Raw genomic sequence first — 23784 nt, forward strand, 5'->3', positions numbered from 1 at the left:
TGGGGGATTTTTAGATCGGGAGTGAGGACATGAGGAGAAAGATACTAGCTTTCGTCATGATCGGCATCCTGCTGCTTTGTACCGTGGACAACACGACCGGGTATCAGATTGACAGAGCAGAGGCAGCTGCAGGTAGCGTGGCTTCGCCTTCGAGCAACGACGATGTACTCGACGCATTGTTTGGCAGCAGTCAAACCAGTAAGGACGACCCTAAAGACAAGCCCGCCCAAGAGAGCGGCAAAAAAGACAACGAGAATACAAATGTGGGCCAAGTGCTGGAAGACGATTATTTCAATGTTTTGGCACAGTGGCACAAAGAGGGCATTACAGCTGCAAGCGGCATAGAGCAGACAATAACACCTTCACAATTTCAAACATCGAGCGGTCCTGCTCCGCTGCTATCTGCACAGAGCAGTAATGGTTATGGCGGGTCGGTGTTCCGCTGGGAGAAAGACACGAAGGAAATTTATTTTCCCGTAACCGTTCCGAAAAGCGGATTGTACAACCTTCGTATCGACTATTATCCGCTGAGCGACAAAATTATGTCCGTAGAGCGGGGCGTTAAGATTAATGGAAAATATCCATATTTTCAGGCTCATCAGTTTGAACTCTATAAATATTGGAGAGATGAATCTTATCCATTTCATAAAGATGCGCTGGATAATGATGTGCTGCCTGATCAGATTTTAATTCCGGGTTGGCAGCAGCAGTACGTAGAAGACCCGGCCTCGGCAGACGATCGGCCGCTTTTGTTTTACCTGAAGAAAGGCAGCAATACGATTTCGCTCCCTTATATCAGCGAACCAGTTCTGCTTGGCAACATTACGGTAACCAGTCCAGAAGTAGTTCCAACGTATAACGAATATATAAAGAGCGTTGATAGTGCAATGGCGCCAGCTCACCTTACAACCGTGGAAGCGGAACAGGCCTTTAGTAAAAATGAGCCGTTTATCCGCGTTCAAGGGGACAGCAGTCCTTCGTCAGTACCGTTTAACAGCGGCAAAGTACTGCTTAATTCTATCGGCGGTGATTCCTGGCAGACTAGCGGCCAGAGCGTCACGTGGCGATTCGAGGTGCCAAGCGACGGCAACTATCAGCTCGCGCTTAAATTTAAACAAAACACGAACACAAGCGGAACGGGAACCGACATGCCGGTTTACCGAACGCTGCGCATAGACGGCAACATTCCATTCGAAGAAATGCGCCGGGTGGTCTTTCCTTACACGAATGATTGGACCAATAAAGTCATTGCTGATGACAATAATCATCCTTATCTGATTCATCTTACGAAAGGTGAACATACGCTGACCCTTACCGCGAACGCTTCGCCTTATCAAGAGTCGATTCAGAAGATAAAGGAAGTGATGAATGGGATCAATGACTTATCCATCCAAGTGAAGATGGCGACCGGCAACACTCAAGACACCAATCGTGACTGGGATTTGACAGATCAAATTCCAGACGTAGCAGCTCAGCTTAATAAGTATGCGGATGAGCTGAGCGCTGAGTTTAAGGTGCTCGCGAAAGGGATCGGGCGAACTCCGAACGCAGCCAAAAACATGATTATATCCGCCGACAGGCTGCGTAATCTCGCGAAGGATCCGAATTCACTGCCTTACAAGTACAGCCAATTATCCGAAGGGTCTGGTTCTGTTATACAGATGCTTGGGGATTCACTTAGCAAGCTGCCTAATCAGCCGCTGACGCTGGACCGCATCTATATTTATTCTGATACGAAGCTGCCTTCTCCGAAAGCGAGCTGGTTCACTGAGCTCAAGGCGAATATCGAGGCATTCTTCGAAACTTTTACGAAGGATTATTCGAAAATGGACGGCGGCAGCGACAGTGATGCCCTGCAAATCTGGGTGAACAGACCTCGGCAATATGTCATGATGATGCAGCAACTGGCGAATGAGGATTTTACCAAGAAGACGGGCATTAAGGTGTCGTTCTCTCTAATGCCTGACGAAACGAAGCTCATTCTTGCGAACGCGGCAGGCAACTCCCCGGATGTTGCACTGTCGATCAACAACACTACGCCGTTTAACCTCGCGGTAAGGGGGACACTAACCGACCTTACTAAGTTTCCAGATTACGATGAGGTTGTAAAACGGTTCTCCCCAGGAGCGATGCTTCCGTTCCAATTCGATGGAAGTACATACGCCCTGCCGGAGACGCAGAACTTCTGGGTCATGTTCTATCGGAAAGATATTTTGGATGCCCTCCATATTCCAGTCCCAGATACAATGGATGACGTTCGCCAGATTCTGCCTGACCTGCAGCGATATGGACTGAACTTCTACAATCCACTGGCGCAGACGGGGGGATATAAGCAATTCTGGCTCACTGTGCCGCTTATTTACCAAAATGGTGGAGACTTGTTCACGAAAGACGGGTCCGGCACAGCGATTGACTCGGAGAATGCTCTTAAAGGCATTAAGCAGATGACGGATTTGTTCACTGTGTACAACATGCCGCTTAACGTTCCGAGCTTCTTTAACCATTTCCGTGACGGCAGCTTGCCGATTGGTATTGCTGACTTCAGCACCTATGTTCAGCTGACTTCCGCCGCACCAGAAATTAACGGATTGTGGGGTATTGCACCAATGCCGGGCATTAAAGGTGAGGATGGGACGGTACATCGCTGGGCACCGGGAACTGGGCAATCGACGGTTATTTTTAAAAGCAGCAAGCGGCAAAACGACGATTGGGAATTTCTGAAGTGGTGGACGTCTGCTGAAACACAATCCAAATTCGGCAACCGGATGCAGACGATCTATGGCCCTACCTACAAATGGAACACGGCTAATCTGGAAGCATTTGGCGAACTGCCATGGCCCGCTCAGGACATTGAAGTCATCAAGAAGCAGTGGGTGTGGCTGAAGGACATTCCGCATATTCCAGGCGACTACATGCTGGAGCGGGGGATCAGCGATGCATGGAACAAGATCGTATTTGACGGCGTCAACCCGCGGCGCGCAATTGAGGATGCGACCATTCAGACGAATCGGGAAATCGCTAAGAAATTGGAAGAGTTCGGCTACGAGAAGGACGGCAAGCTTATCAAACCTCTGAAGGTGCCGCAGCTTCCGGAAGCGAAAAAGGCAGGTGACACAGATGAAACAAGCAGCGGAGCTTCAGCGGAGCAGACTGCTCCATGAGGAGCAGATCAGCACCCAGAAGGTAAAGTGGTATAAGAAGCGGTCAGTACGCAATGAGCTGGCTGCGTATTTGTTCCTTAGTCCTTATCTGATCTTATTTACGTTATTTATTATCATCCCAGTGCTCGCGGCGATCGGTCTGTCGTTCACGTACTTCAACACAGTACAGGCACCGAAATTCATTGGGCTGCAGAACTATGTCAACCTGTTAACTCAAGATAATGAGTTCATGATGTACGTACTGCCGAACACGATCAAATTCGCTCTCATTGTAGGGCCAGGAGGATATATATTATCGTTCTTTCTCGCTTGGCTGCTTGCGCAAATTCCGCGCCGGTCAAGAACATTGCTAACGCTTGCGATCTACTCCCCGTCCCTGACGGCAGCGGTCGCGATGGCGGTCGTCTGGCTGATCGTATTCAGCGGGGACAGTACAGGATATTTGAATGCTTTTCTAATCAAATGGGGATTCATTAACGAACCGATTCAGTGGACACAATCACCACATTATCTGATGCCTATTATGATTATGGTTACGCTTTGGAACAGCATGGGTGTTGGCTTTCTAGCGATGCTTGCGGGCATTTTGAACGTCAACCCTGAAATGTATGAGGCTGGTTATATTGACGGCATCAGAAACCGGCTGCAGGAAGTATGGTATATTACGATTCCTTCCATGAAGCCGCAAATGCTGTTCGGAGCGGTTATGGCGACCGTAGGCACATTCCAAGCAGGCGATATCGGTGTGCAGCTTTCCGGTGCGAACCCGACGCCCCAATATGCTGGGCAGCTGATCATTAACCACATTGCAGACTACGGTTTTATACGGTATGACATGGGCTATGCATCAGCTGTATCCGTTGTTCTGTTAATCATTATTTATGGCTTCTCGAAGCTGGCATGGCGACTGTTTGGTGAAAAAGACTAAGAAAAGGTGATCGCAATGGCTTCCTTTCACGGCAATAAAATCAACCCGAGCCGTTTCGGTCTCGGACAACTGAAATTTTACGCATTTCTTATTCCGCTCGGCCTCTTTATGATTCTGCCGATCGTGTTTATTTTCTCGCAGTCGCTGAAGCCGCTAAATGAGTTGTTTCTGTATCCGCCAACGTTTTTCGTGCATAAACCGACGTTCGAGAACATCTCAAGACTGTTAAGCGTATCTGATATTACAGCGATTCCGGCGACTAAATATTTGTTCAATAGTTTGATCGTGACGGTGATCGTCGTCATATTGTCGCTCATCATCAGCGCGATGACGGGTTACGCGTTATCCAAGAAGAAATTTAAGCTGCGGAAGGTGATTTTCGAAGTTAATACAATTGCGCTGATGTTCGTGCCTGCTGCTGTGACGATTCCTAGGTATCTCGTGGTGGAGCGTCTGGGACTTATTAACAACTATCTCGGGCACATCCTTCCGTTACTCGCATTACCGGTTGGCGTCTTCCTCATTAAACAGTTTGTCGACCAAATTCCGAATGAGCTGATTGAGGCGGCGGAGATGGACGGTGCTCATGACCTTATCGTCTTTTGGCGGATCGTGCTTCCGATCATCAAGCCGGCAATGTCGACGGTTGCGATTTTGGCGTTTCAAATGGCTTGGAACAATACGGAAACTTCAATTCTATATATGAGTCATGAAACGCTGAAGACGTTCGCCTTCTATATGACTACACTCACCACAACGATTGGCAACAACGTGGCAGGCCAAGGGTTGGCTGCGGCCGGGGCGATGCTGATGTTTGTACCGAATCTGATCATTTTTATCATCATGCAGAGCCGAGTCATGGATACGATGGCGCACTCGGGCATTAAGTAAAGGAGGGAGAACGGTGAAAAAATGGAAGTTCAGCATCGTGATGTGTCTTGTGTTCTCCCTGCTGATGTCCACCACGCGAGTCAGCGCGAATCAGTATGAATCCTATACCTTTAATCAGCAAGGAGACCCGCGGTTAACGCAAAGTGCCTATCTGCCAGTCGGTGTCATTGATGGATACAGCATATTTGGAGAAGAAGGCGCTGCGGAGGCGAAGAGAAATAGTGATTTTGAAATTTCGCTCGATCAGCCGCAGGACCTGTTCATAGACGGACATAATCATTTGTTCGTGGCTGATACAGGAAACGGTCGAATCCTTGAGCTCGATGAGCAGGGCAATAAGATCAGAATCATCGGGCAAGGCGATTTAAAACAGCCGACAGGGCTATATGTAGACAATAAAGGCACCATTTATGTGGCCGACTACGGAGCTGAACAGGTTGTTATCTTTGATAGCAGCGGCAAGAAGACGAAAACGATTGGCAAGCCTAGTTCGCTCCTGTTCGGTAAAAATAACGAGTTCAAGCCGCAGAAAATCGTGGCTGACAAGCGTGGCAATCTGTATATCGTTGGTGAAGGATTGATTCAAGGACTCGTAGAGCTTAGTCCTCAGGGCGATTTCCTCGGCTACTTCGGCGGCAACCGTGCCGGATTCGATTTCGAAAGGGCCATCCAGCGGATTTTCTTCACGAAGAAGCAGCTGAGTCAGCTGTCACAGAAACTGCCTCCGTCGCCGACGAATTTAACGGTAGATCAGGATGGTCTCATCTATACGGCCACAGTTGGTTTGGAATCGGATGGGATCAAGAAACTGAATGTCGCTGGGGATAACCTGTTTCAATCCTCTTCCTATATGAGTCAGAACATCGCGGATATTACTGTCGACGCGATGGGAAATATTTTCGCAGCAGACGCGGTATACGGAGATGTCGCAGTCTACGACAAGGACGGCAGTCTGCTGTTCGTATTCGGCGGTAACGATAGCGGCTACCAGCGACTCGGTTATTTCAAGTCACCGTCTGGAGTTGGCGTAAGCAGCAGCGGAATGCTCTACGTGCTGGATAAGGAGCGCGGCAATATTCAAATATTTAAGCCAACCCAATTCGCGCTGCTTGTCTATAAGGCGATTGGACTGTACCTGGATGGCAAATACGAACAGAGCTTGGAGCCATGGAGACAAGTGCTTCGCTTGAACAGCATGTTCGATCTCGCACACGTGGGTATTGGGCTTGCTTACTATAAGCAAGGGGAGTATGGTAAAGCATTCGAGGAGCTGAAGTTCGCCCGCAACGTTACTGAGTATTCCAATACATACTGGGAGCTTCGGCGGGCATGGATGATGAAGAACGTTCCTGTCATCATCATGATATTGGTCTCGCTGCTTGTTCTATGGTTTACTCTGAAGCGGGTGTATCGTAGAACCGGCTTTGGTGCCCCAGTAGTCAAAGCAGTACAACGGGTTCGGAACATTCCGATCATTCGCGAGCTCCTGCATACATTTCGAATGCTGCGTCATCCGATTGACGGCTACTATGAACTGGAGCACAGCAGAGCATCTGTTAGGTCGGCCATCATTCTGCTAATTACTCTCGTTGCAGTCCGGCTGTACGAGGTGTACGGGACCAATTTTATTTTCAGCGGCGTGGATCCTTTGAAAGTAAATCCAGTAAGCGAAGTGCTGAAAGTGCTCATTCCTTTCTTCGCCTGGGTGATTTGCAATTATCTTGTCAGCGTTATTAACGATGGCGAAGGCAAGTTTAGAGACGTATTCAAAGGCTCTGTCTATGCACTGAGTCCTTACATTTTGTTTGCTGTTCCCATTACGGTGATGTCGAAGGGATTAACGCTGCAGGAATCCGTTGTGTACGATTACTCCCGTCAGTTCATTATCCTGTGGTGCGTATTCCTAATGGTTGTCATGATTAAAGAGATTCACGGCTACGAACTCAAAGACACATTCAAGAATGTGGCGATTACCCTGTCTGGCATGGTCGTCATGGCGCTCATTGCATTTATTTTCTTCGGCCTTTCAAGCCAAGTATGGGATTTCGTCCGGAGCATCGCGGAAGAGGTGAAATACCGTGTTTAGAAAACATAAACGGAAGCTGGTTTTCTTCGTAGCAGTTGTATTGCTGGGCGGTTCTATCGCCTATGTCTATGACAGTAGCCGCCTGGTTGCGGCTGGTGGGGAGGATGTAACGACTGAACCGTCTGTTCAGCAGACAGACTCACCTCCGCAGGCAGCCGAGCCAAGTGTGCCTGACCTGAAAGATGATATGTCTACTTTCAGGTCGAACGGTTACACGATGCCTGAGACTGCAGCTAAGGAAGTGCCGGCATCATCCATACGTGCAGGTTACGAGAAGATTGGGGAAAACAGCGGTATGACGCTGTACATGAATAAGAAGACATTCGCCATTCAACTTGAGAATAAAGCGAACGGCTATGTATGGTCTTCCGTGCCAGAGGACCGTGACATGCAAGCGGAGGAACTGAACGAGGACTGGAAAAATGCAATGCAGTCTCCATTCATTCTTGATTACTTCTCCGATGATGCGTCCCGTACGACGTCGAACTTCCTGTCACTCCATGGCAAAGTCGCTCAGATGCAGCCGATTACAAACGGTATGGAAGTTACCTATGAGCTGCCTGACATCAAGGTGAAGTTGACCGTTAAAGTGGTGCTCGATCAAGATGGTCTGGTGATTACTCTGCCAAGCGACACTATTACCGAGGAAGGCGGCTACCATCTCGCATCCGTACAAATGTATCCATTCTTAGGAGCGGTAAGGGGGGCTTCTGTCCCGGGTTACCTGTTCATACCGGATGGAAGCGGTGCGCTTATTCGGTTCACGGACAATCATACGCTTTATGACGAACCGTACGTCGGCAAAATATATGGCAACGATATTGGCGTGAACGGATTTGAATATTCGGATTCGATGACTGGATATCCGGTGTTCGGTATCGTGCAAGGTGTGAAACAGAATGCACTGATGGGCGTCGTAGAAGATGGCAAGATGAACGCTGACATCGTCGCTTACCCGAGCGGCGTAAACACAAATTTCTATTGGGTATCGCCAAGATTCAATATTAGATACGGCTACTATCAGCCGACCAGCAAGACGATGGGCGGCATCAATATGTATACGAAGAACAAGACCGAAGGCGACAAACAGGTACGTTACGAGCTGCTTAGCGGCAATCAGGCTGACTATGCTGGCATGGCACAAGCATACCGAGGTTACTTGCAGGAGAAGGGCATGCTGCCAGAAAAGGCAGACTCAGCAAGCTCTACTCAAGAGGATATCCCTCTTCGAGTAGATATTCTCGGTGGTGACATCGAGAAGGGTGTTCTAAAAAACCATGTTATAAAAATGACGTCGTTCGAAGATGCACAGTTCATCCTAACCGATTTGCAAAAGGCAGGTGTAACCAACCTGAAAGCAGTGCTTAAGGGATGGAGCAAGGATGGAGCGAACGGTGCTCAGCCATCAGCTCCGGGTTATGCGGACGTACTTGGAGGTCAAGATGGCCTGAGGAAGCTTCGTGAGTACACGAAGCAGCATGGCATCGATCTTTATTTATACACGGACTATTCCAGAATGATCGACGGCAGTCCAAGAGTGAATCCTCGCAGAGATGCAGTTCGGATGATTACGAGCAGCCTTGTTAATTATCACTACGTAAGCAGATACGTTAGCGATTTATTTAGAGATCTTGATGGATACCTGCTTAGCCCAGCTACAGCGTTTCAACTTGCGAAGGAAGATTTTCAGTCGTTCCATGAAGACGGAATTGAAGATGTTGCGATTGGATCGACTGGCAGTTTGTTGTACTCGGATTATCATAAAGGGCTTATCTTCAATCGAACGACAGCGGCGCAGCAGTACGGGAAGATTGGGGATGAAGCAGCCAAACAATCTTTGCATCTCGCATTGTTCGGTCCGAACGATTATATGCTGAAGTATACTGAATCGTATTTCGACATGCCGCTTTACTCATCGCAGTATATGTACGAGACGGATACCGTACCTTTTGTGCCGATGGTTCTTCATGGAATGATAGATTATTACGCTGGTTACTCGAATTACAATGCCGATCCAGCACTCGATCTGCTCCGGATGATTGATTATGGTGCGAACCCATCTTTCATCGTTACAAAGGAGCCGTCGTGGAAGATGCAGAACACGCCTTCCAGCGAGCTGTTCACGACGGAATACAATGACTGGTCAGCGGAAATGAAACAGCAATATGCGAAGGTGAATGCGGCGCTTAAGCCAGTACAGCATGCATTCATGATCGGACGCACCGTCGTGAGCCATGGCATCGTCAAAGTTAGCTACGACAATGGGGTTAACGTCTGGGTAAATTACACCGGAAGTGATTATGAAGACGGGAAAGTCACAGTTAAGGCCCGCGACTTTGCAGTAACAGGGGGCGAACAATCGTGAAACTAACCAAACGAAGAAGAGAAGCATTAGTCGGTTATTTGCTCATTTTGCCATGGATTATCGGATTTGTATTGTTTATGGCTTATCCGCTCTATTTCTCGTTCTACATGAGCTTTAACAAAGTGCTGATTACGCCGTACGGCATTGAGACGCACTATCTAGGCTGGAGCAATTATAAGGATGCTTTTCTGACGGACCCGGAATTTTCACAGAAGCTGTTCCTGTTTCTGAAATCGAATGTGCTTATGATTCCGATCGTAATCGTGTTCTCGCTGTTCGTAGCGCTGCTGATCAATCAGCCGATTCGAGGCAGAGGGATATTTCGGGCCATTTTCTTCTTGCCGGTCATCATTACGAGCGGAGAAGTGGTTCAAGAGCTTTTCTCGCAAGGTGCGGCAACGATTCCGCTCATTGAGAAATACGGAATTGTCACGATGCTGCAGGACAATTTATCTCCAGCGTGGGCTGATCCAATCGTTGGCGTTATCAATCAATTTATCCTTATCCTGTGGTACTCAGGTGTGCAAATTCTTATTTTCTTAGCAGGTCTGCAGAAGGTTAATACCCAGGTATATGAGGCAGCGTCCATCGACGGCGCGTCCCCGTGGGTTATTTTTTGGAAAATTACTCTTCCAGAAGTGAAACCGTTCATCTTGGTGAATCTGATCTATACGACAATCGACTTATTCACGAACGGATTCAGTGATGTCATCAAGCTCATCCAGGATAACATGTTCAAGACGGATACTGGATTTGGTTATGCAAGTGCGCTGGCATGGATTTATTTTGCGGTCATTTTTGTCATGCTGCTGATCATTGTACTGTTTTTCCGTAATAAAGAGCGGGGAGTTCCGGCCGCAAGACGGTAGAGAGAGGTGAGCCAAGATGAGGGAATCAACAATCGTAAAAGAGAAACCGTGGCAAAGTGAGAACGTACGGGAAAAAACGCGGAGGGGACTCGCCAGATCGAAGAGTCTGCTCCTCGGCCGCAAAGGGAACGACGGGCTCATACCGAAGATCATCATTTACGTGCTGCTTGTCAGCATTGGCTTCATTTACTTGTATCCGCTCCTTTATATGGTATCGCAAAGCTTCAAAAGCTTGGATGATCTTCTTGATCCGACCGTTGCATGGATTCCGAGAAGTCTGGATTGGGACAACTACGTAAAAGCGTGGCATGTTCTGAATTACATGGATACGCTGGGCAGCAGCTTGCTAAACTCCGTGCTCCCAGCCATTGCTCAGACGGTATCGTGTGCCATCGTTGGATACGGATTTGCCAAGTATCGTTTTCCAGGTAAAACTTTTCTATTTGGCGTTATGCTCTTGACATTTATCGTTCCGAAACAGGTCATCATGATTCCGATGTTCCTGCTGTTCAAGGAGTACGGCATGCTGGAAACACCACTGCCGTTCATCGTTCCGTCCCTGTTTGCTCAAGGGCTGCGGGGTGCGCTCTTCATTCTGATTTACTATCAGTTTTTCCGCACGATTCCAGTTGCTTTGGAAGAAGCAGCACAGATTGATGGAGCGGGCACGCTGAAAACATTTTTTCGGATTATATTGCCGATTTCAATGCCTTCGATCGTTGTCGTATTTCTGTTCTCAATGGTGTGGCACTGGAATGAAACGTACTTGGCTTCCCTTTATTTGGGCAATGCCATGACGACACTGCCGCTCGAGCTGAAAACGTTCAACGATTCATTTAAGGCGATGTATACCGGAACATCCAAATTGACAGATGTGAACGAATCGATCCGGATGGCGGGTACACTCTTGATCGTGCTTCCGCTGTTAATTCTATACCTCTTCGCACAAAAACGGTTTACGCAGGTCATTGACAAAACAGGCTTGACGGGAGAATAGTATGCGGAATTATCGGACGATCTTGATTCTCTTCTTGTCAATAACTGTGCTGACAGCCGGCTGCACACGTGAAACGAAGAATGGGAGGGCGATGGATACGAAGATCGATGAGAAAACGGAGGCTTTGCTTGAAAAAGAAAGTCGTGCATGTTTCGAATTTTTCTGGAATGAAGCGAATACGGATACCGCCAGCCCCGGCTACGGCCTGATCGCAGACCGGGCGCCTGGCAATCCAGGTTTGTCCAGCGTCGCTTCTACCGGTTTTGGTCTGTCAGCACTAGTCATTGGAGCCGAGCGCGGGTGGGTTACGAAGAAAGCAGCAGAGGAGCGGGCTCTAGGTACGATTAAGACATTGTTAGAGAACGCGGCGAAGGAGCATGGCTTCCTCTATCATTTTCTGAACATCGAGGACGGGACACGAGCGAGCGGCAGTGAACTCTCGAATATCGATACGGCTATCGCTCTAAACGGAGCCATTACGGCGGGTGTTTATTTTGGCGGTGAAGTAGCAGATAAAGCAGATGCACTAGTCGAACAAGTGGAATGGCCTTGGTTTCGAGACCCTTCTACTAATCAGTTCTATATGGGTTATTCCCCAGAGAACGGATTTTCGGGTCATTGGGATTTCTATGCAGAGCAGCTGATGATGTATTTGCTGGCCGCAGGATCCCCTACGCACCCTGTTAGCGGGGATATGTTTTATTCCTTTACGAGGGATGCAAAGGCTTATAAAGACAGCAAGCCGTTCATTCATTCCTGGTTCGGCTCCATATTTACATACCAATTTTCGCATGCCTGGTTCGATTTTCGCGGCTTGAAGGACCGCGAAGGAATGGATTGGTGGGCGAATTCAGTAATCGCATCAGAAGCCAGCCGTCAATATGCCATCGATATCGCTGAGACGTACAAGACCTTCGGTCCGGGTGCATGGGGTATGACAGCCAGCGATGGACCAGACGGTTATAACGGACTTTACGGTTCTCCGCCTTCCGGTTACGACGACGCTCAGCATGCAGTAGACGGAACATTGCCTCCAGCAGGTGCGCTTGGTTCCATCGTTTTTACACCTGAAGCATCGATCGCAGCGCTTCAGCATTATAACAGCATGCCAGAGCTGTGGGGGAAATACGGTTTGGTCGATGCTTACAATGAAGCTGTTACGCCTAAGTGGGTAGACCAAGACGTCATCGGCATTGATAAAGGCATCACCCTGCTGATGATTGAGAACTATCGCAGTGGACTCATCTGGGATTTGTATATGCAAAGCAGCTATATCCAAGCAGGAGCCAAGGCCACCCGCCTTGTTCCAAATAAAGAAGACGAATCGAAATCATAGGCATCTACGATATTGGAGGGATTTTCTTATGACAGTGAACATTAAACAGGGCAAGTTTGCGATCAATGGGAAGGATGTTTTTTTATATGGCGGGGAGTTCCACTACTTCCGCGTGCCGCAGTCTGAGTGGCAAGATCGTCTGAATAAGCTTAAGGAAGCGGGCTGCAATCTTGTCAGCACTTATGTTCCTTGGGTATGGCATGAAATGAAAGAAGGGCAATATGACTTGACAGGCGAGACGCGTGGAGAGCGCAATTTGAAGGCTTTTCTAGAGCTCGTAAAGGAATCTGGATTATACTGCATTGTTCGTCCGGGACCGTATGTGATGGCGGAGGTTCGTTACGAAGGCGTGCCGCATTGGCTGCTGGGCAGCTATCCAGAGGTCATTGCGCGAAGACGTGACGGCAGTGAGCATCCCACCCGAGTGGTCAGCTACCGGCACCCGATCTTTCTTGAGAAAGCCCATGAGTGGTATAAAGCTGTCAATAAAGTGATCGCTCCTATGCAGTCCACAAAGGGTGGACCAGTAATTATGTATCAACTGTGCAATGAAATCGGCATGCTTCACTGGGTAACGAATACGTCGGACTACAATCCTGACACGCTTAAGCGCTTCGAAGATTACTTGAAGGCGGAATATGGAGAGATTGCCGCACTAAACGAAAAGTATGGTATTTCGGAAAGTTCGTTTGCTGAATTCGTCAAGACGTTTGGCGCAGGACTTCCTGAAGGCGGAGACTACCCTTCATTCCACTATGAATGGGGACGGTTCTGGCGGCAGTATATCAAAGATTATGTTGGCGACTTGCGGCAAAGCGCACGAAGCACCGGCATCGAGGTTCCGTTCATCGTTAACGTACACGGCTTCAAAGATTATTCGATATACAGCCGCGGCGTTGATTACCCGATCGGGCTCTCCCAGCTGTATAAAACGCCAGAGTTCGAAGATGTCGTACTGGCTGGCGATTTTTATCCAGGACATATCGGGTACGACAACTATCATGATTTGGTTCTGGCTTCAGCTTTTACGAAAGCGGTGTCTTCGAAGGAACAGCCGCTGTTCTCGGCCGAATTCCAGTCCGGCAGGCTGGCCGACCGTCCAAGGCTGTACGCGCAGGATCTCGATCTAAATTCTCGCACCTGCATCGCGCACGGGATGAACGCTGTCAATTATTACATGTTCGTCGCTGGCGAAAATTACGAAAACATCGGGCTGTTTGGCCGCAGGCACGAATGGCAAGCACCGATTGATTCGAAAGGCAATCCGCGTCCGAATTATGCAAAAGCCGCTCATCTTGGCAAAGTGCTCGGCGCTGTCGGACAGCGGCTTCTCAGTTCACCGAAGAAGACTCACACGTTCGTCGGTTTCAACCCGAATGACTATATGACTGAAGTAGTGGAGCACAGGGACCGTCCGCTTGTAGACGAAGTGATCGGCAAACGGGAGCATTTCTTGTTCGATGGTATTGTACGCCTTCTTGTCGGAGCCAACATTCATTTCGAGGCGCAGGATCTGCTTAAGCCGTTCACACCAGAGGAAATCCCTTCGCTATGGGTATTCTCAACCTCCATGATGGAAGCAGAGCTTCAACAGAAGCTAGCGGATTATGTTCTCAAGGGCGGTTCATTGGTTGTGTATCCTGAGCTGCCGGTGAAAGACAAAGAAGGACGCCCTTGCACGATTCTTGCAGACACGCTTGAACTTGGAGAATGGGATATTGTTCATGGAGTGCAGACGGTAGACGTACTAGACATCGATTCTGTATTAGTTCGCCAGCGGATGCGGTTCTCTAAATTCGATGGTGAACCGGTGGCAGTGTTCCGTCAGGGCGATCGTGAGGAAACGGCTGCTTATCTTAAAAAAGCCGGAAAAGGCAAGGTACTCGTGTTGGGTCTTGCGATGGGTCAAGAATACGGATACCAATTGGACGTCATTCGGGCAATTGCTGGCACGGTAGGCATCAAGGGTCATTTGTCTTCCAACAATCCAGACATTGCTATTGTCGAGCGGTCAGGAGACTTAGGGTCATTCCTGTTCGTAAGCAATTACGACGAGCTCGTTCAGGAGGCTGTGATCTATGAGAATGGACAGCCGCTCTTTGAAGGCGAAACGCTGAGCATCCCTCCTAGATCCGGTGCGATGCTTGTGCGTAACTATGCTTTGGAGAATGATCTTCGAATCGCCTACGCGACTGTTGAAGTAACAGGTCTGCGGATGACAGCGGATGAAGTGGAAATTGACGTTCATCCATTCGGAGAGAGTGGAACGATTAAGTTCGAAACAAACGGGAAATGGTCCGCAAAAGGCGGTTCAGCTGGCAATCCTACACTAACGATTACGGATATTCATGAACCGCAAACTCTTCGTCTGACTCGTTTAGCATCGTCCGTAGCGAATTCCTGAGAAAGAAGGCGATCCCAATATGATCGAAATTGTGAACAAGCAAATCCGAATCGACGGCAAACCGCAGCTTATCATGTGCGGAGAAATTCATTATTTTCGGCTGCAGAGAGAGGAGTGGCAAGACCGGCTGGACAAATTGAAGGCAGCCGGCTGCAATGCGGTCGCTAGTTATGTGCCTTGGCTGTGTCATGAACCAACCGAAGGTCATATCGACCTTGAGGGCCTGACAAGGCCAGAGCTTGATTTAGCGGGCTTTATCGATTTATGCCATGAGAACGGACTCTATTTCTTTCTTCGTCCTGGCCCGTTTATAATGGCAGAAATGAAAAATGAAGGTTTGCCGTACTGGGTGTACGAGAAGCATCCAGAGATCATCCCTACCGGATGGGATGGACGGCTCGCGACTACTCGGACGATTGACTACCTGGCGCCAGGCTTCCTTAAGGAAGCGCGGCGTTGGTATGAAGCAGTAATGGCTGTAGCCGTGCCGCGGCTGCAGCCGAATGGAGGCAACATCATTGCCATTCAACTGGACAATGAAATCGGAATGCTGTCATGGGTAAGTAATGGACCTGATCTAACCGACTTCGTAGTAGAAGATTTTGCGGCTTGGCTTGGAAGAACGTACAGCTTAGAAGAACTTGCTAAGCGTTATCCGTTTGACCTGAATGACGCAGAGGTACGCAAGGCAAATATTTGTTCACCTCGTGAGGATTATGCGCCTGCGCTTCATTTGGATCTTGGTCACTATATGCGGAATCGCTTTGCTCGCTATGTCGATGAACTTCGCGGATACGCAGAAGAGTTCGGTGTGAGGGACATTCCGTTTGTCATCAACATACATGGTACCGGGGGCGGTCGCGGTTTCACATTCCCAATCGGTATTAGCCAGCTTTACGAAACCTATGAAGGGAAGCCGGGATACATCTCCGGTTCCGACATTTATTTTGGCGATCTCGATATGAATACGTTTCAGGATTTGTACTTGATTAACGGATTTATGGACGCTGTGCACGACGAGCATCAACCGTTAACATCTGTTGAATTTAATTGCGGTGACGGCAATTTTGGCGAGACGTACGGCGCTCGTTACGACCCGTCTGCTGCGGATTTTAAAATGCGGATGTGCATTGCTCAGGGCAACCGTCTAATTAACTACTATTTGTTCGCAGGCGGCCGCAACTATGTACTGGATGAGAAGCCGGGTGACGGCAACGACCGGGTTGCTTTTACAGGAGAACGTCATGGCTTCGCAGCTCCTGTTAGCCCAGAAGGCGAGCTGAATTATACGTTCGATCGGATGGCACAAGGGATTCATGCGGTCATGGCTGTGGCCGATAAAGTGGCTGTCATGCAGGAAGAACGTGACGCTGTGTCCTTTGCCTTCATTCCCGATTATTACATGACGGAATACCGCTACCCAGGCAGCGATAAGATGAAGAAGATTTACGAGAACATCGAAGCGAACCGAGCTTATTGGAACTGGGAGACGATGGCCAGAGCGATGCTGCTCGCTGGTTACCGATTTGGAGCTGCCGACATTCAGAATAAGCCGCTTCGTCCAGATCAAGTGCCAGTGCTTGCGCTTTTGTCAGCTCGGTATATGGACGGCAGCTTACAGCACAAGCTAGCCGATTACCTAGAACAGGGCGGTAAGGTGTTCCTATATGGCGAAGTTCCGCTATATGACATGGAGGGTAAACCGTGCACTGTGTTGGCGGACGCTTTAAGTCTTCGTTACATTGAAGACTGCCGTGAAGCACCGAATTATTATCCATCTGTACTGGCGGAAGGCTGGGCGGCACCGCGGCCGGAAGTACGGACTCATTTTGCGCAAACCTTCGAACATGGCGACCTGGCAGAGGCGATTTTACGTCTATACGGAACAGGACAGGCGTGCGGCTTCGATATTAAGGTCGGAAGAGGCAGAGCTATTGTTATAGCGGCCCGCTATAAATGCGATATCGATTTATATCGGACTGCGCTTGAACTTCTGGGTGCGAAGCCAGGTCTTACTCATGACAGCCCGTATCATGGGATATTCATGACCTCAACACGTAATGAAGAGGGAGAACGATTTATTCACGTATTGAACCTGGATGGTTTTGATAAGACGTTTCACATTTATGATGATGGCATGCCTTTGTTTGACGGCCGCAGTCTGACACTAGGGAGCAAAGAAGGTGTGATGCTGCCTGTAAATGTAACGATTCGTGATGTAACGATATTATCTTCTACAGCGGAAGTTGCGGGGAGCAGCGCGAATGAAATTTCGTTTAGGTTGACTCAGGCACAGGATTGGGTGCTTCTGAGAACGAACCGGCCTATTTTGCCGAGCGACGATTACACTGTTGAGGAGCACGAAGGGGCACTGCGTATCGTATCATTGCGTCATGCGAAGATCGACGATCGATTAACGATACGCTTCGGCGACTAGGAACCTGCGATTGACAACTCACTTGGGAGGAATTTGAAATGGAGAAATTGACTGACGAAGCGTTGTTAGATTTGGAAAGCAAACTGAGCTTTGAATTTTTCTGGAAGGAAGCAAATAGCGATCCAAACAGTCCTGGCTATGGACTGATTCGTGACCGTGCTCCAGGACTTCCTAATATGGCCAGCATTGCTTCTGTTGGCTACGGACTGACTGCACTTGCCATCGGTGCTGAGCGGGGCTGGGTTACGCGGCAAGAGGCGTATGACCGAGCGCTTGGAACGATGCATACGCTGCTTCATCATGCCGAGCAGCAGCACGGTTTCTTCTTTCATTTCCTTGATATGAATACGGCCAAACAATACGGGGGCTGCGAAGTTTCCGTCATCGATACGGCAATATGCATCTGCGGCGTTCTGATGGCTGGCGAATACTTCGGAGGCGAAGTTCGAACACAGGCGCAGGCTATTTATGAGAGAGTGGAGTGGGATTGGTACCGCAATCCAGAAACGAATCAGTTCTACATGGGCTATAATGCGGAAAAAGGCGAGCATTTCGGCACATGGGACCACTATGCAGAGCAGTTCATGATGTATTTCCTTGGAGCAGCATCTAAGACCCATCCGGTACCAGCTGACATGTTCGACGACTTTGTGCGGTACGTAGGCTATTACGGAGGACACGGTCCGATCATCCACAGTACGGGCGGAGCGTTGTTCGTTTATCAATTTTCTCATGCTTGGTTCGATTTAAGAGGCAAGGTGGACAAATACGGTGTCGATTGGTTTGAAAATTCCGTACAGGCTTCCCTTGCGAATCGGCAGTTCTGTATTGATCATGCAGACCGGTCGAAGACTTTCGGCCCTAACTCTTGGGGTCTTACAGCTTGCGATGGACCGCGCGGCTACCACGGCGGTTACGGAGCCGATCCGAATACAACGAAGCGCGACTATGTTGATGGTACCATTCCACCTTGCGGAGCGGCCGGCTCGATCGTCTTTACGCCTAAGGAATCGATTGCCGCACTGCAGAACTACTATACGAATTATCCGAAGCTTTGGGGCAAATATGGTTTCCAAGACGCATATAATCTTGATGAAACCCCTGAATGGTATGCGGAGGACGTAATCGGCATCGACAAAGGAATCACGCTGCTCATGATTGAGAACTATCGTACAGGCTTCGTATGGCGTCATTTCATGAATATTGAAGCAGTTCAGGAAGGCATGGCAAAATGTATGGGCACTCAGCTGGTTAAACACGCCTGAGATGTTCATCATCATAAGCCCACTCCCCAATTCGCGGGGAGTGGGCTTTTTAACGTTCGCCAGTAAACTTTATTTTGAAATAGAGTATAAAATTACATAAAACGACAAAACAAATCCTATTCTTCATATATAATAAATTTTAATAGAACAATTTCTATAAATACTAGGGAGCGTGTCTCAGTTTGTCGATCCATTTCTTGAAGATCTTTTTTATACCGCCTATTTGTGCCTTGATTGTTATTTCTTCTTTGCTGCTCGGTAGAGAACCGAATCTAGTTCTGCTTATATTATTTGGTTGTCTCTTTATTTGCAGTGTTATTTTGGATCAAAAATGCCCTAGACTTAAAGCTATTCAATTTATTTTTTTAGGATTGTTTCATTATATTAGCCAATTAAATTGGTGCGTCATATTGTATTATATTTTGGCAATCAACTTGGTTGACAAGAAGCAGAAATATAGAGAAACGATACCGATTGCAGTTCTTTTGCTCGTGCAGTATACGGCAATACGTCTTACATATGTTCCCTTAACCTGTTATAACGCGCTGGTGTCTGTATTCGACATCATTACTTCGTTTGTTGTTATTCTGCTCTTTCACACGATGATCAATATTGAAGCAGAGAAGAAGCGATTGAGTGAAAAGAATGATTATCTGATCTCACATGATCCATTAACGGGTCTGCTGAATTACGATGGGTATATGAAAAAGCTCCAGATGATGCTCGATCAAAAAATAGATTTCGTTCTTATTTTGCTCGATATCCAAAACTTCAAATCTCTCGATCGTCAAAATTTTGGAAGCGGTAACGAAACGTTGATCAATATTGCTCATGAGCTAAAAAAACTTTTTCCGAAAGCTTACGGAATTTCAAGATATGCCGGCGACCGCTTTGCACTTATGCTCCCTCCTGATATAGAACATGAGATTGATGATTTATTCGATTTGGATGTCTTAGGATTTGAAGTCACTTACAGCACGACACGTTTCCCGCAGGAGGCTGAGGTGATTCAAGAACTGATCTCCATCGCTGAAGATAAAATATTTCAAAAACGGCGGCAATTATGGCAAAAGCGTCAGGATGATATGCTGCGTTATGAAAAAATGAACGTAGTCGGAGAATTAGCAGCTGGAATGGCTCATGAAATAAGAAATCCTTTAACGACGATCAAAGGGTTTGTTCAACTGTCTAAGAAGGAAGCGTACAATATCGAGCCTTGGTATGAAGTCATCATGAGCGAAATTACAAGGGTGACAGAATTGACAGCGGAATTTCTGCAGTTCTCGAAACCTCATGCCAGCAATATGAGAGTAGGATCACTGGCTAAATGTATCGAGAGAGTGATATCGCTCACTGAATCAGAAGCCTCTTCAAGAGGACACAAACTAACACTAGACATCGAGCGCGATTCCGTCATCTATATGGATCGTGACAAAATCGTACAAGTGCTGATCAATCTAATACGGAATGCCTTCGAGGCAATGGAGACTCCGGGCAATGTTCACGTCCGTGTCGGTCAGGAAGAAAATATGGCAGTCATCAAAATCATCGATACAGGTAGAGGCATACCAAGCAGCGCGATATCTAGAATATTCAATCCATTCTTTACGACCAAAGATGAAGGAACAGGTCTTGGATTATCATTATGTCAAAAAATAGTTCAGGACCACTGCGGAACTATATCGGTGAATAGTAAGGTTGGATATGGTTCGACTTTTGTTGTTAGGTTGCCGGGGATGGGGTGAGTACTGTTTACATAAGGAAGATTGGCACTGAATTAGGCGTCATTATTCCTAGTAATATTGTTGATGAGAAAAAAATAAAGTTAGGAGATTGGTACGGTATCAACTTGCAAGAGGATGGAAGTATAGTTTTGAGTCCAATTGAGGACGTATCTATCTCTAATGTGCGGCAGTGTGACCAAAACGCGACTTAAATAGAAGATTTAGGGACTATTTTGATATGGTTAGAGTTATAATAACATGCAACCCCCCCCTTGCTACGCAAAGGGGGGGGTTCTTAATGATCTGTAGTGGGCTCGAACCACTGACCCCCACCCTGTCAAGATGGTGCTCTCCCAGCTGAGCTAACAGATCAAAGTATATGTTGTTCTTGGATAATTCATAGTTTAGCAAGTTCAGATTATGCTGTCAAATCCTTTATTTTGTGTAAGTTAGGTTTAAAAAAGCATGCCGCTGCTTACAATGGAAGTATAGACCACTTTACGTCAGAAGGAGTGGATAACGGTATGCGCAGGTGGGTAGCTGTATGCTGCCTCGTCATGGTTGTGGTGACGATGGTGGGCTGCGGTGTTAAGAAGAGCGAGAGAACAATCAAGATACAGATGATCCATTCTTCTTCGAATCCGGTTCTGAAGGATGTGTATTCCAAATCGGTTCAAGATGATGTGTATTCTAGGTACGAAATTATATCAAGGTAATCAAAGGACAAGCCGCTGATCATTCAGTGGCTTGTATTATTGTTGATCCCATTTCTTAGAGTAGGCCTTCTTCGTCACATAAAATGTTCCGCCGATAATAATGATTGCAATAATAATGGAAAAAATAATGGTCATCGTTAGCGCCATAATGTCGTTTATTTCCTTTCCAAACATTGTGTCTCTCTCAACTATACAGTAAAATATTGTTCTTGTATAACCATTGAAATTAATATTGATGAAACTAATAACTTAATTGGAGAGGGATGAGATGATGGCAGCTGAAATTATACATGTACGTACCGAAGAGCAGCTACAAGAGTGCCTGAAAATCCGTAAGGAAGTATTCGTGGAAGAACAGAACGTTCCGCTTGATCTAGAGATTGATGCATTTGATACACTCAGCTCGGATGCAAATCACATTCTTATTCAAGATGACGGTCAATATGTTGCGACGGGAAGACTGATTTATTATAAAGAAGGCACGGCGAAAATGCAGCGCATTGCTGTCCGTAAGGAGTATCGCTCCAAAGGTTTAGGGCGTGTGCTTCTTGTGGCGCTCGAGGAACTTGCTCGTGAATTAGGGCTCCGGTATTCCATCTTGGATGCACAAGTTCAAGCTGAACCATTCTACAGCAAGCTCGGCTATGAGGTCATCTCGAAAGAACCGTTTTACGATGCAGGTATTCTGCATGTAAGAATGCAGAAGACGCTATAATCCTGTGAACTGCCTGAATAAGCACATATATTTTCGGCCAGAAGGGTATTCTAAGTCTCTAGTAACAACCATAGATTAGGAGGATGCTCAATATGGCGACAACTCGTGAACAATTTATTGCTGTTCAGAAAAATGGCGACGGTGACTTAACCGCCTTTCAGACTTCGACAGGACGTGTTCTGAATTACGAACAAGCTCTTCAAGAGGTTCAAGCTGGTGCAATCGCCGGCGCGAACGTCTTTAAAGGCAGAGATGGAGAGCTCTACATTCGCGGCGATGCTGATGGAGATCCGACGAACAACTTAGATGGGCTTCCGATTTTTGAGTGAACATATAATTGACTTACAAGCCTTCGACAATGTCGGAGGCTTTGTTCATTTTACATGAAAATAAAATGATTGAAGCAGAAGCGATCGTGGTCCCGAAGAAGCATTCATTTCATATCATAAAGTAATTCAAAATGGATGAAATGAGGGCATGTTGTTATGGTTAAAGGAAAAGGTAAGAAAGCAAAAAAATCTACAGGAAACGATGGCCTGCGCACATACATGAGGCTAGTGACATCTGAGACATGTGAAGTATGTCCTACACCATGCACGCGGGGACTTCTATATGCTGAGAATATGAGGCAGCCGGGAGCTGTTGGCAATGGAGTTCCATGTATTCTAACCAAATATAGAGCGTAAAAAAACGGCCTGAGGGCTGCTGTATGACATACGATCTGTGAGGCGTATGGTCCTTCAGGTCTATATTTCTTCATACTGTTAAAAGGTTAAGAAATTTTAACCATTTATACACCCCTGTGCACCGCAACTTGAACAACGGATTGTCGTATAAACTTACAGCTGTGGGACCAAAGTAGGGGGGGATAACAAGAATGAGTTTTAAAAAAATACTCGCCTGTGTAGTTGTTTTTTCACTGATGGGCGGTTCACTTCTATTCGCGGATTCAGTGACCGAGAAAATAAAATTTATGATTAATGGAAGACCAGTAGCTGATGGCGGGTATATCATTAATGGCAAGACTTACGTACCGGCAAGGCTAGCTAATGGTATAGTCAGTTTTAACAATCGAACGAAGAACGTTAATCTGATTAAGCCTAATGCACATATTACACTTTTCAAAGGAAATACGGTATTTGGCAATGTGAATGTTGGCAAGCTGAAATTTAACATCCTTGTACAAGTTGATAGTCTATCGACAAACATCAATGCTATAAAAGTGACCATTACGGATCCTAAGGGACATGTTAAAGACATTCAATATCAAGGCATGGGTAGCAACCGCAGCGACAATTTTTGGTTCCGTACATACGACTTTACATACCATTTTAAAACGGCTGGAAAATACAGAGTAGGCTTTTATATGAAACAGTCCCGAAACAGCAAATATGCTCTCATCTCTGAAAAAGTAATTACAGCTATTAAATGATTCTTAAAAAATGTTCATTCTTACTCTCTTTAAATTGACCGCTATGGGCGAAAATGATACGATACGAGAGTATGAAAATTTTAACCCGAAACGAGGTATAATGATGAGCGATCAAGACCACAACCATAACCACGATCATCACCATCACCATCATGACCATGATCATGACCACGACCACGATCATGAAGAGTTTGTACTAACATTAACTGACGAAGATGGCAATGATGTGGAAATGGTCCTTGTAGAGACCTTTGACATTGGTGAACAAGTTTACGCATTGCTGCTAGACCGTAACAATCCAGAAGCAGACGGCGTCATCTTACGTATGGAAGAAGAAAACGAAGAAATGGTGCTCTACAACATTGAGGATGAAGAAGAATGGGCTCGTGTAGAAGAAGCGTACAATGAGCTTGTTGCAAGACATAATCAAGGTTGATCATAAAAAAGCAGAAGCTCCC

18 protein-coding genes and 1 tRNA gene are annotated in these 23784 nt (G+C 47.0%); 17 read left to right on the forward strand and 2 right to left on the reverse strand.

From position 1 onward, the window contains the following. The first annotated feature begins 29 nt into the window (after window positions 1–29). The 12 genes from J2Z20_RS01880 to J2Z20_RS01935 all read left to right on the forward strand — a co-directional run bounded on the left by J2Z20_RS01880 (window position 30) and on the right by J2Z20_RS01935 (window position 20484). Entirely contained in the window at window positions 30–3161 is a 3132-nt protein-coding gene (locus tag J2Z20_RS01880) for an extracellular solute-binding protein (RefSeq protein ID WP_209844815.1), read from the forward strand. After that, window positions 3118–4089, forward strand: a complete 972-nt coding sequence (locus J2Z20_RS01885) for a carbohydrate ABC transporter permease (RefSeq protein ID WP_209844817.1) — start codon at window positions 3118–3120, stop codon at window positions 4087–4089. The genes J2Z20_RS01880 and J2Z20_RS01885 overlap by 44 nt, the downstream gene beginning before the upstream one ends. Window positions 4090–4104: 15 nt before the next feature. Next, window positions 4105–4980 (forward strand): carbohydrate ABC transporter permease, encoded by an 876-nt coding sequence (locus tag J2Z20_RS01890; protein WP_209844819.1) that lies wholly within the window; start codon window positions 4105–4107, stop codon window positions 4978–4980. A gap of 13 nt (window positions 4981–4993) precedes the next feature. Continuing rightward, the gene (locus tag J2Z20_RS01895) at window positions 4994–7066 is read left to right on the forward strand and encodes a YIP1 family protein (protein ID WP_209844821.1); all 2073 of its coding nucleotides are present in this window, start codon (window positions 4994–4996) and stop codon (window positions 7064–7066) included. Beyond that, the gene (locus tag J2Z20_RS01900) at window positions 7059–9431 is read left to right on the forward strand and encodes a DUF5696 domain-containing protein (RefSeq protein ID WP_209844823.1); all 2373 of its coding nucleotides are present in this window, start codon (window positions 7059–7061) and stop codon (window positions 9429–9431) included. Before J2Z20_RS01895 ends, J2Z20_RS01900 begins: the two co-directional genes overlap by 8 nt. After that, on the forward strand, window positions 9428–10300 hold the full coding sequence (locus J2Z20_RS01905) for a carbohydrate ABC transporter permease (RefSeq protein WP_342454241.1): 873 nt from the start codon (window positions 9428–9430) through the stop codon (window positions 10298–10300). The genes J2Z20_RS01900 and J2Z20_RS01905 overlap by 4 nt, the downstream gene beginning before the upstream one ends. A gap of 16 nt (window positions 10301–10316) precedes the next feature. Next, window positions 10317–11297, forward strand: coding sequence for a carbohydrate ABC transporter permease (locus J2Z20_RS01910; protein ID WP_209844825.1), 981 nt, complete (start codon window positions 10317–10319; stop codon window positions 11295–11297). Between the two features lies 1 nt (window position 11298). Then, window positions 11299–12633, forward strand: a complete 1335-nt coding sequence (locus J2Z20_RS01915) for a glucoamylase family protein (RefSeq protein ID WP_209844827.1) — start codon at window positions 11299–11301, stop codon at window positions 12631–12633. Between the two features lie 28 nt (window positions 12634–12661). Continuing rightward, window positions 12662–15037, forward strand: coding sequence for a beta-galactosidase (locus tag J2Z20_RS01920; RefSeq protein ID WP_209844829.1), 2376 nt, complete (start codon window positions 12662–12664; stop codon window positions 15035–15037). Window positions 15038–15056: 19 nt separating this feature from the next. Further along, window positions 15057–17474, forward strand: a complete 2418-nt coding sequence (locus J2Z20_RS01925) for a beta-galactosidase (RefSeq protein ID WP_209844831.1) — start codon at window positions 15057–15059, stop codon at window positions 17472–17474. 38 nt (window positions 17475–17512) lie between these two features. Further along, window positions 17513–18739, forward strand: a complete 1227-nt coding sequence (locus tag J2Z20_RS01930) for a glucoamylase family protein (RefSeq protein WP_209844833.1) — start codon at window positions 17513–17515, stop codon at window positions 18737–18739. 182 nt (window positions 18740–18921) lie between these two features. Then, a complete protein-coding gene (locus tag J2Z20_RS01935; protein WP_209844836.1) occupies window positions 18922–20484 on the forward strand; it encodes an ATP-binding protein in 1563 nt (520 codons plus the stop codon). 278 nt (window positions 20485–20762) lie between these two features. Here J2Z20_RS01935 and J2Z20_RS01940 read toward each other — a convergent pair. Next, window positions 20763–20835 (reverse strand) — tRNA-Val (locus tag J2Z20_RS01940). A 152-nt stretch (window positions 20836–20987) separates the two neighbouring features. On the opposite strand from J2Z20_RS01940, the gene J2Z20_RS01945 reads away from it, so the two are divergent. Beyond that, a complete protein-coding gene (locus tag J2Z20_RS01945) occupies window positions 20988–21179 on the forward strand; it encodes a hypothetical protein (RefSeq protein ID WP_209844838.1) in 192 nt (63 codons plus the stop codon). Between the two features lie 36 nt (window positions 21180–21215). Here J2Z20_RS01945 and J2Z20_RS01950 read toward each other — a convergent pair whose 3' ends face one another. Continuing rightward, window positions 21216–21353 carry a hypothetical protein gene (locus J2Z20_RS01950; RefSeq protein WP_209847431.1) on the reverse strand — a complete coding sequence of 46 codons (138 nt, stop codon included), beginning with the start codon at window positions 21351–21353 and terminating at the stop codon, window positions 21216–21218. Between the two features lie 97 nt (window positions 21354–21450). Here J2Z20_RS01950 and J2Z20_RS01955 point away from each other — a divergent pair, with 97 nt between their 5' ends. The 4 genes from J2Z20_RS01955 to J2Z20_RS01970 all read left to right on the forward strand — a co-directional run bounded on the left by J2Z20_RS01955 (window position 21451) and on the right by J2Z20_RS01970 (window position 23762). Beyond that, complete coding sequence (locus J2Z20_RS01955; protein WP_209844840.1) at window positions 21451–21894, forward strand: GNAT family N-acetyltransferase; 444 nt, start codon at window positions 21451–21453, stop codon at window positions 21892–21894. Between the two features lie 83 nt (window positions 21895–21977). Beyond that, window positions 21978–22223, forward strand: a complete 246-nt coding sequence (locus J2Z20_RS01960; RefSeq protein WP_415639985.1) for a DUF3892 domain-containing protein — start codon at window positions 21978–21980, stop codon at window positions 22221–22223. 548 nt (window positions 22224–22771) lie between these two features. Then, window positions 22772–23326, forward strand: a complete 555-nt coding sequence (locus J2Z20_RS01965; protein WP_209844845.1) for a copper amine oxidase — start codon at window positions 22772–22774, stop codon at window positions 23324–23326. A gap of 103 nt (window positions 23327–23429) precedes the next feature. Further along, on the forward strand, window positions 23430–23762 hold the full coding sequence (locus tag J2Z20_RS01970) for a DUF1292 domain-containing protein (protein ID WP_209844846.1): 333 nt from the start codon (window positions 23430–23432) through the stop codon (window positions 23760–23762). Window positions 23763–23784 lie beyond the last annotated feature (22 nt).

It is taken from the genome of Paenibacillus sediminis, from assembly GCF_017873765.1.
GTDB classification, from domain to species: Bacteria; Bacillota; Bacilli; order Paenibacillales; family Paenibacillaceae; genus Paenibacillus_AG; species Paenibacillus_AG sediminis.

Excerpts from the sequence above, each read along its gene's own strand:
- J2Z20_RS01945 (WP_209844838.1), top strand. The coding sequence starts at position 20,988 with ATGCGCAGGTGGGTAGCTGTATGCTGCCTCGTCATGGTTGTGGTGACG.
- J2Z20_RS01915 (WP_209844827.1), top strand. The coding sequence starts at position 11,299 with ATGCGGAATTATCGGACGATCTTGATTCTCTTCTTGTCAATAACTGTG.
- J2Z20_RS01970 (WP_209844846.1), top strand. The coding sequence starts at position 23,430 with ATGAGCGATCAAGACCACAACCATAACCACGATCATCACCATCACCAT.
- J2Z20_RS01930 (WP_209844833.1), top strand. The coding sequence starts at position 17,513 with ATGGAGAAATTGACTGACGAAGCGTTGTTAGATTTGGAAAGCAAACTG.
- J2Z20_RS01955 (WP_209844840.1), top strand. The coding sequence starts at position 21,451 with ATGGCAGCTGAAATTATACATGTACGTACCGAAGAGCAGCTACAAGAG.
- J2Z20_RS01965 (WP_209844845.1), top strand. The coding sequence starts at position 22,772 with ATGAGTTTTAAAAAAATACTCGCCTGTGTAGTTGTTTTTTCACTGATG.
- J2Z20_RS01920 (WP_209844829.1), top strand. The coding sequence starts at position 12,662 with ATGACAGTGAACATTAAACAGGGCAAGTTTGCGATCAATGGGAAGGAT.
- J2Z20_RS01880 (WP_209844815.1), top strand. The coding sequence starts at position 30 with ATGAGGAGAAAGATACTAGCTTTCGTCATGATCGGCATCCTGCTGCTT.
- J2Z20_RS01925 (WP_209844831.1), top strand. The coding sequence starts at position 15,057 with ATGATCGAAATTGTGAACAAGCAAATCCGAATCGACGGCAAACCGCAG.
- J2Z20_RS01885 (WP_209844817.1), top strand. The coding sequence starts at position 3,118 with ATGAAACAAGCAGCGGAGCTTCAGCGGAGCAGACTGCTCCATGAGGAG.
- J2Z20_RS01960 (WP_415639985.1), top strand. The coding sequence starts at position 21,978 with ATGCTCAATATGGCGACAACTCGTGAACAATTTATTGCTGTTCAGAAA.
- J2Z20_RS01890 (WP_209844819.1), top strand. The coding sequence starts at position 4,105 with ATGGCTTCCTTTCACGGCAATAAAATCAACCCGAGCCGTTTCGGTCTC.
- J2Z20_RS01950 (WP_209847431.1), bottom strand. The coding sequence starts at position 21,353 with ATGTTTGGAAAGGAAATAAACGACATTATGGCGCTAACGATGACCATT.
- J2Z20_RS01910 (WP_209844825.1), top strand. The coding sequence starts at position 10,317 with ATGAGGGAATCAACAATCGTAAAAGAGAAACCGTGGCAAAGTGAGAAC.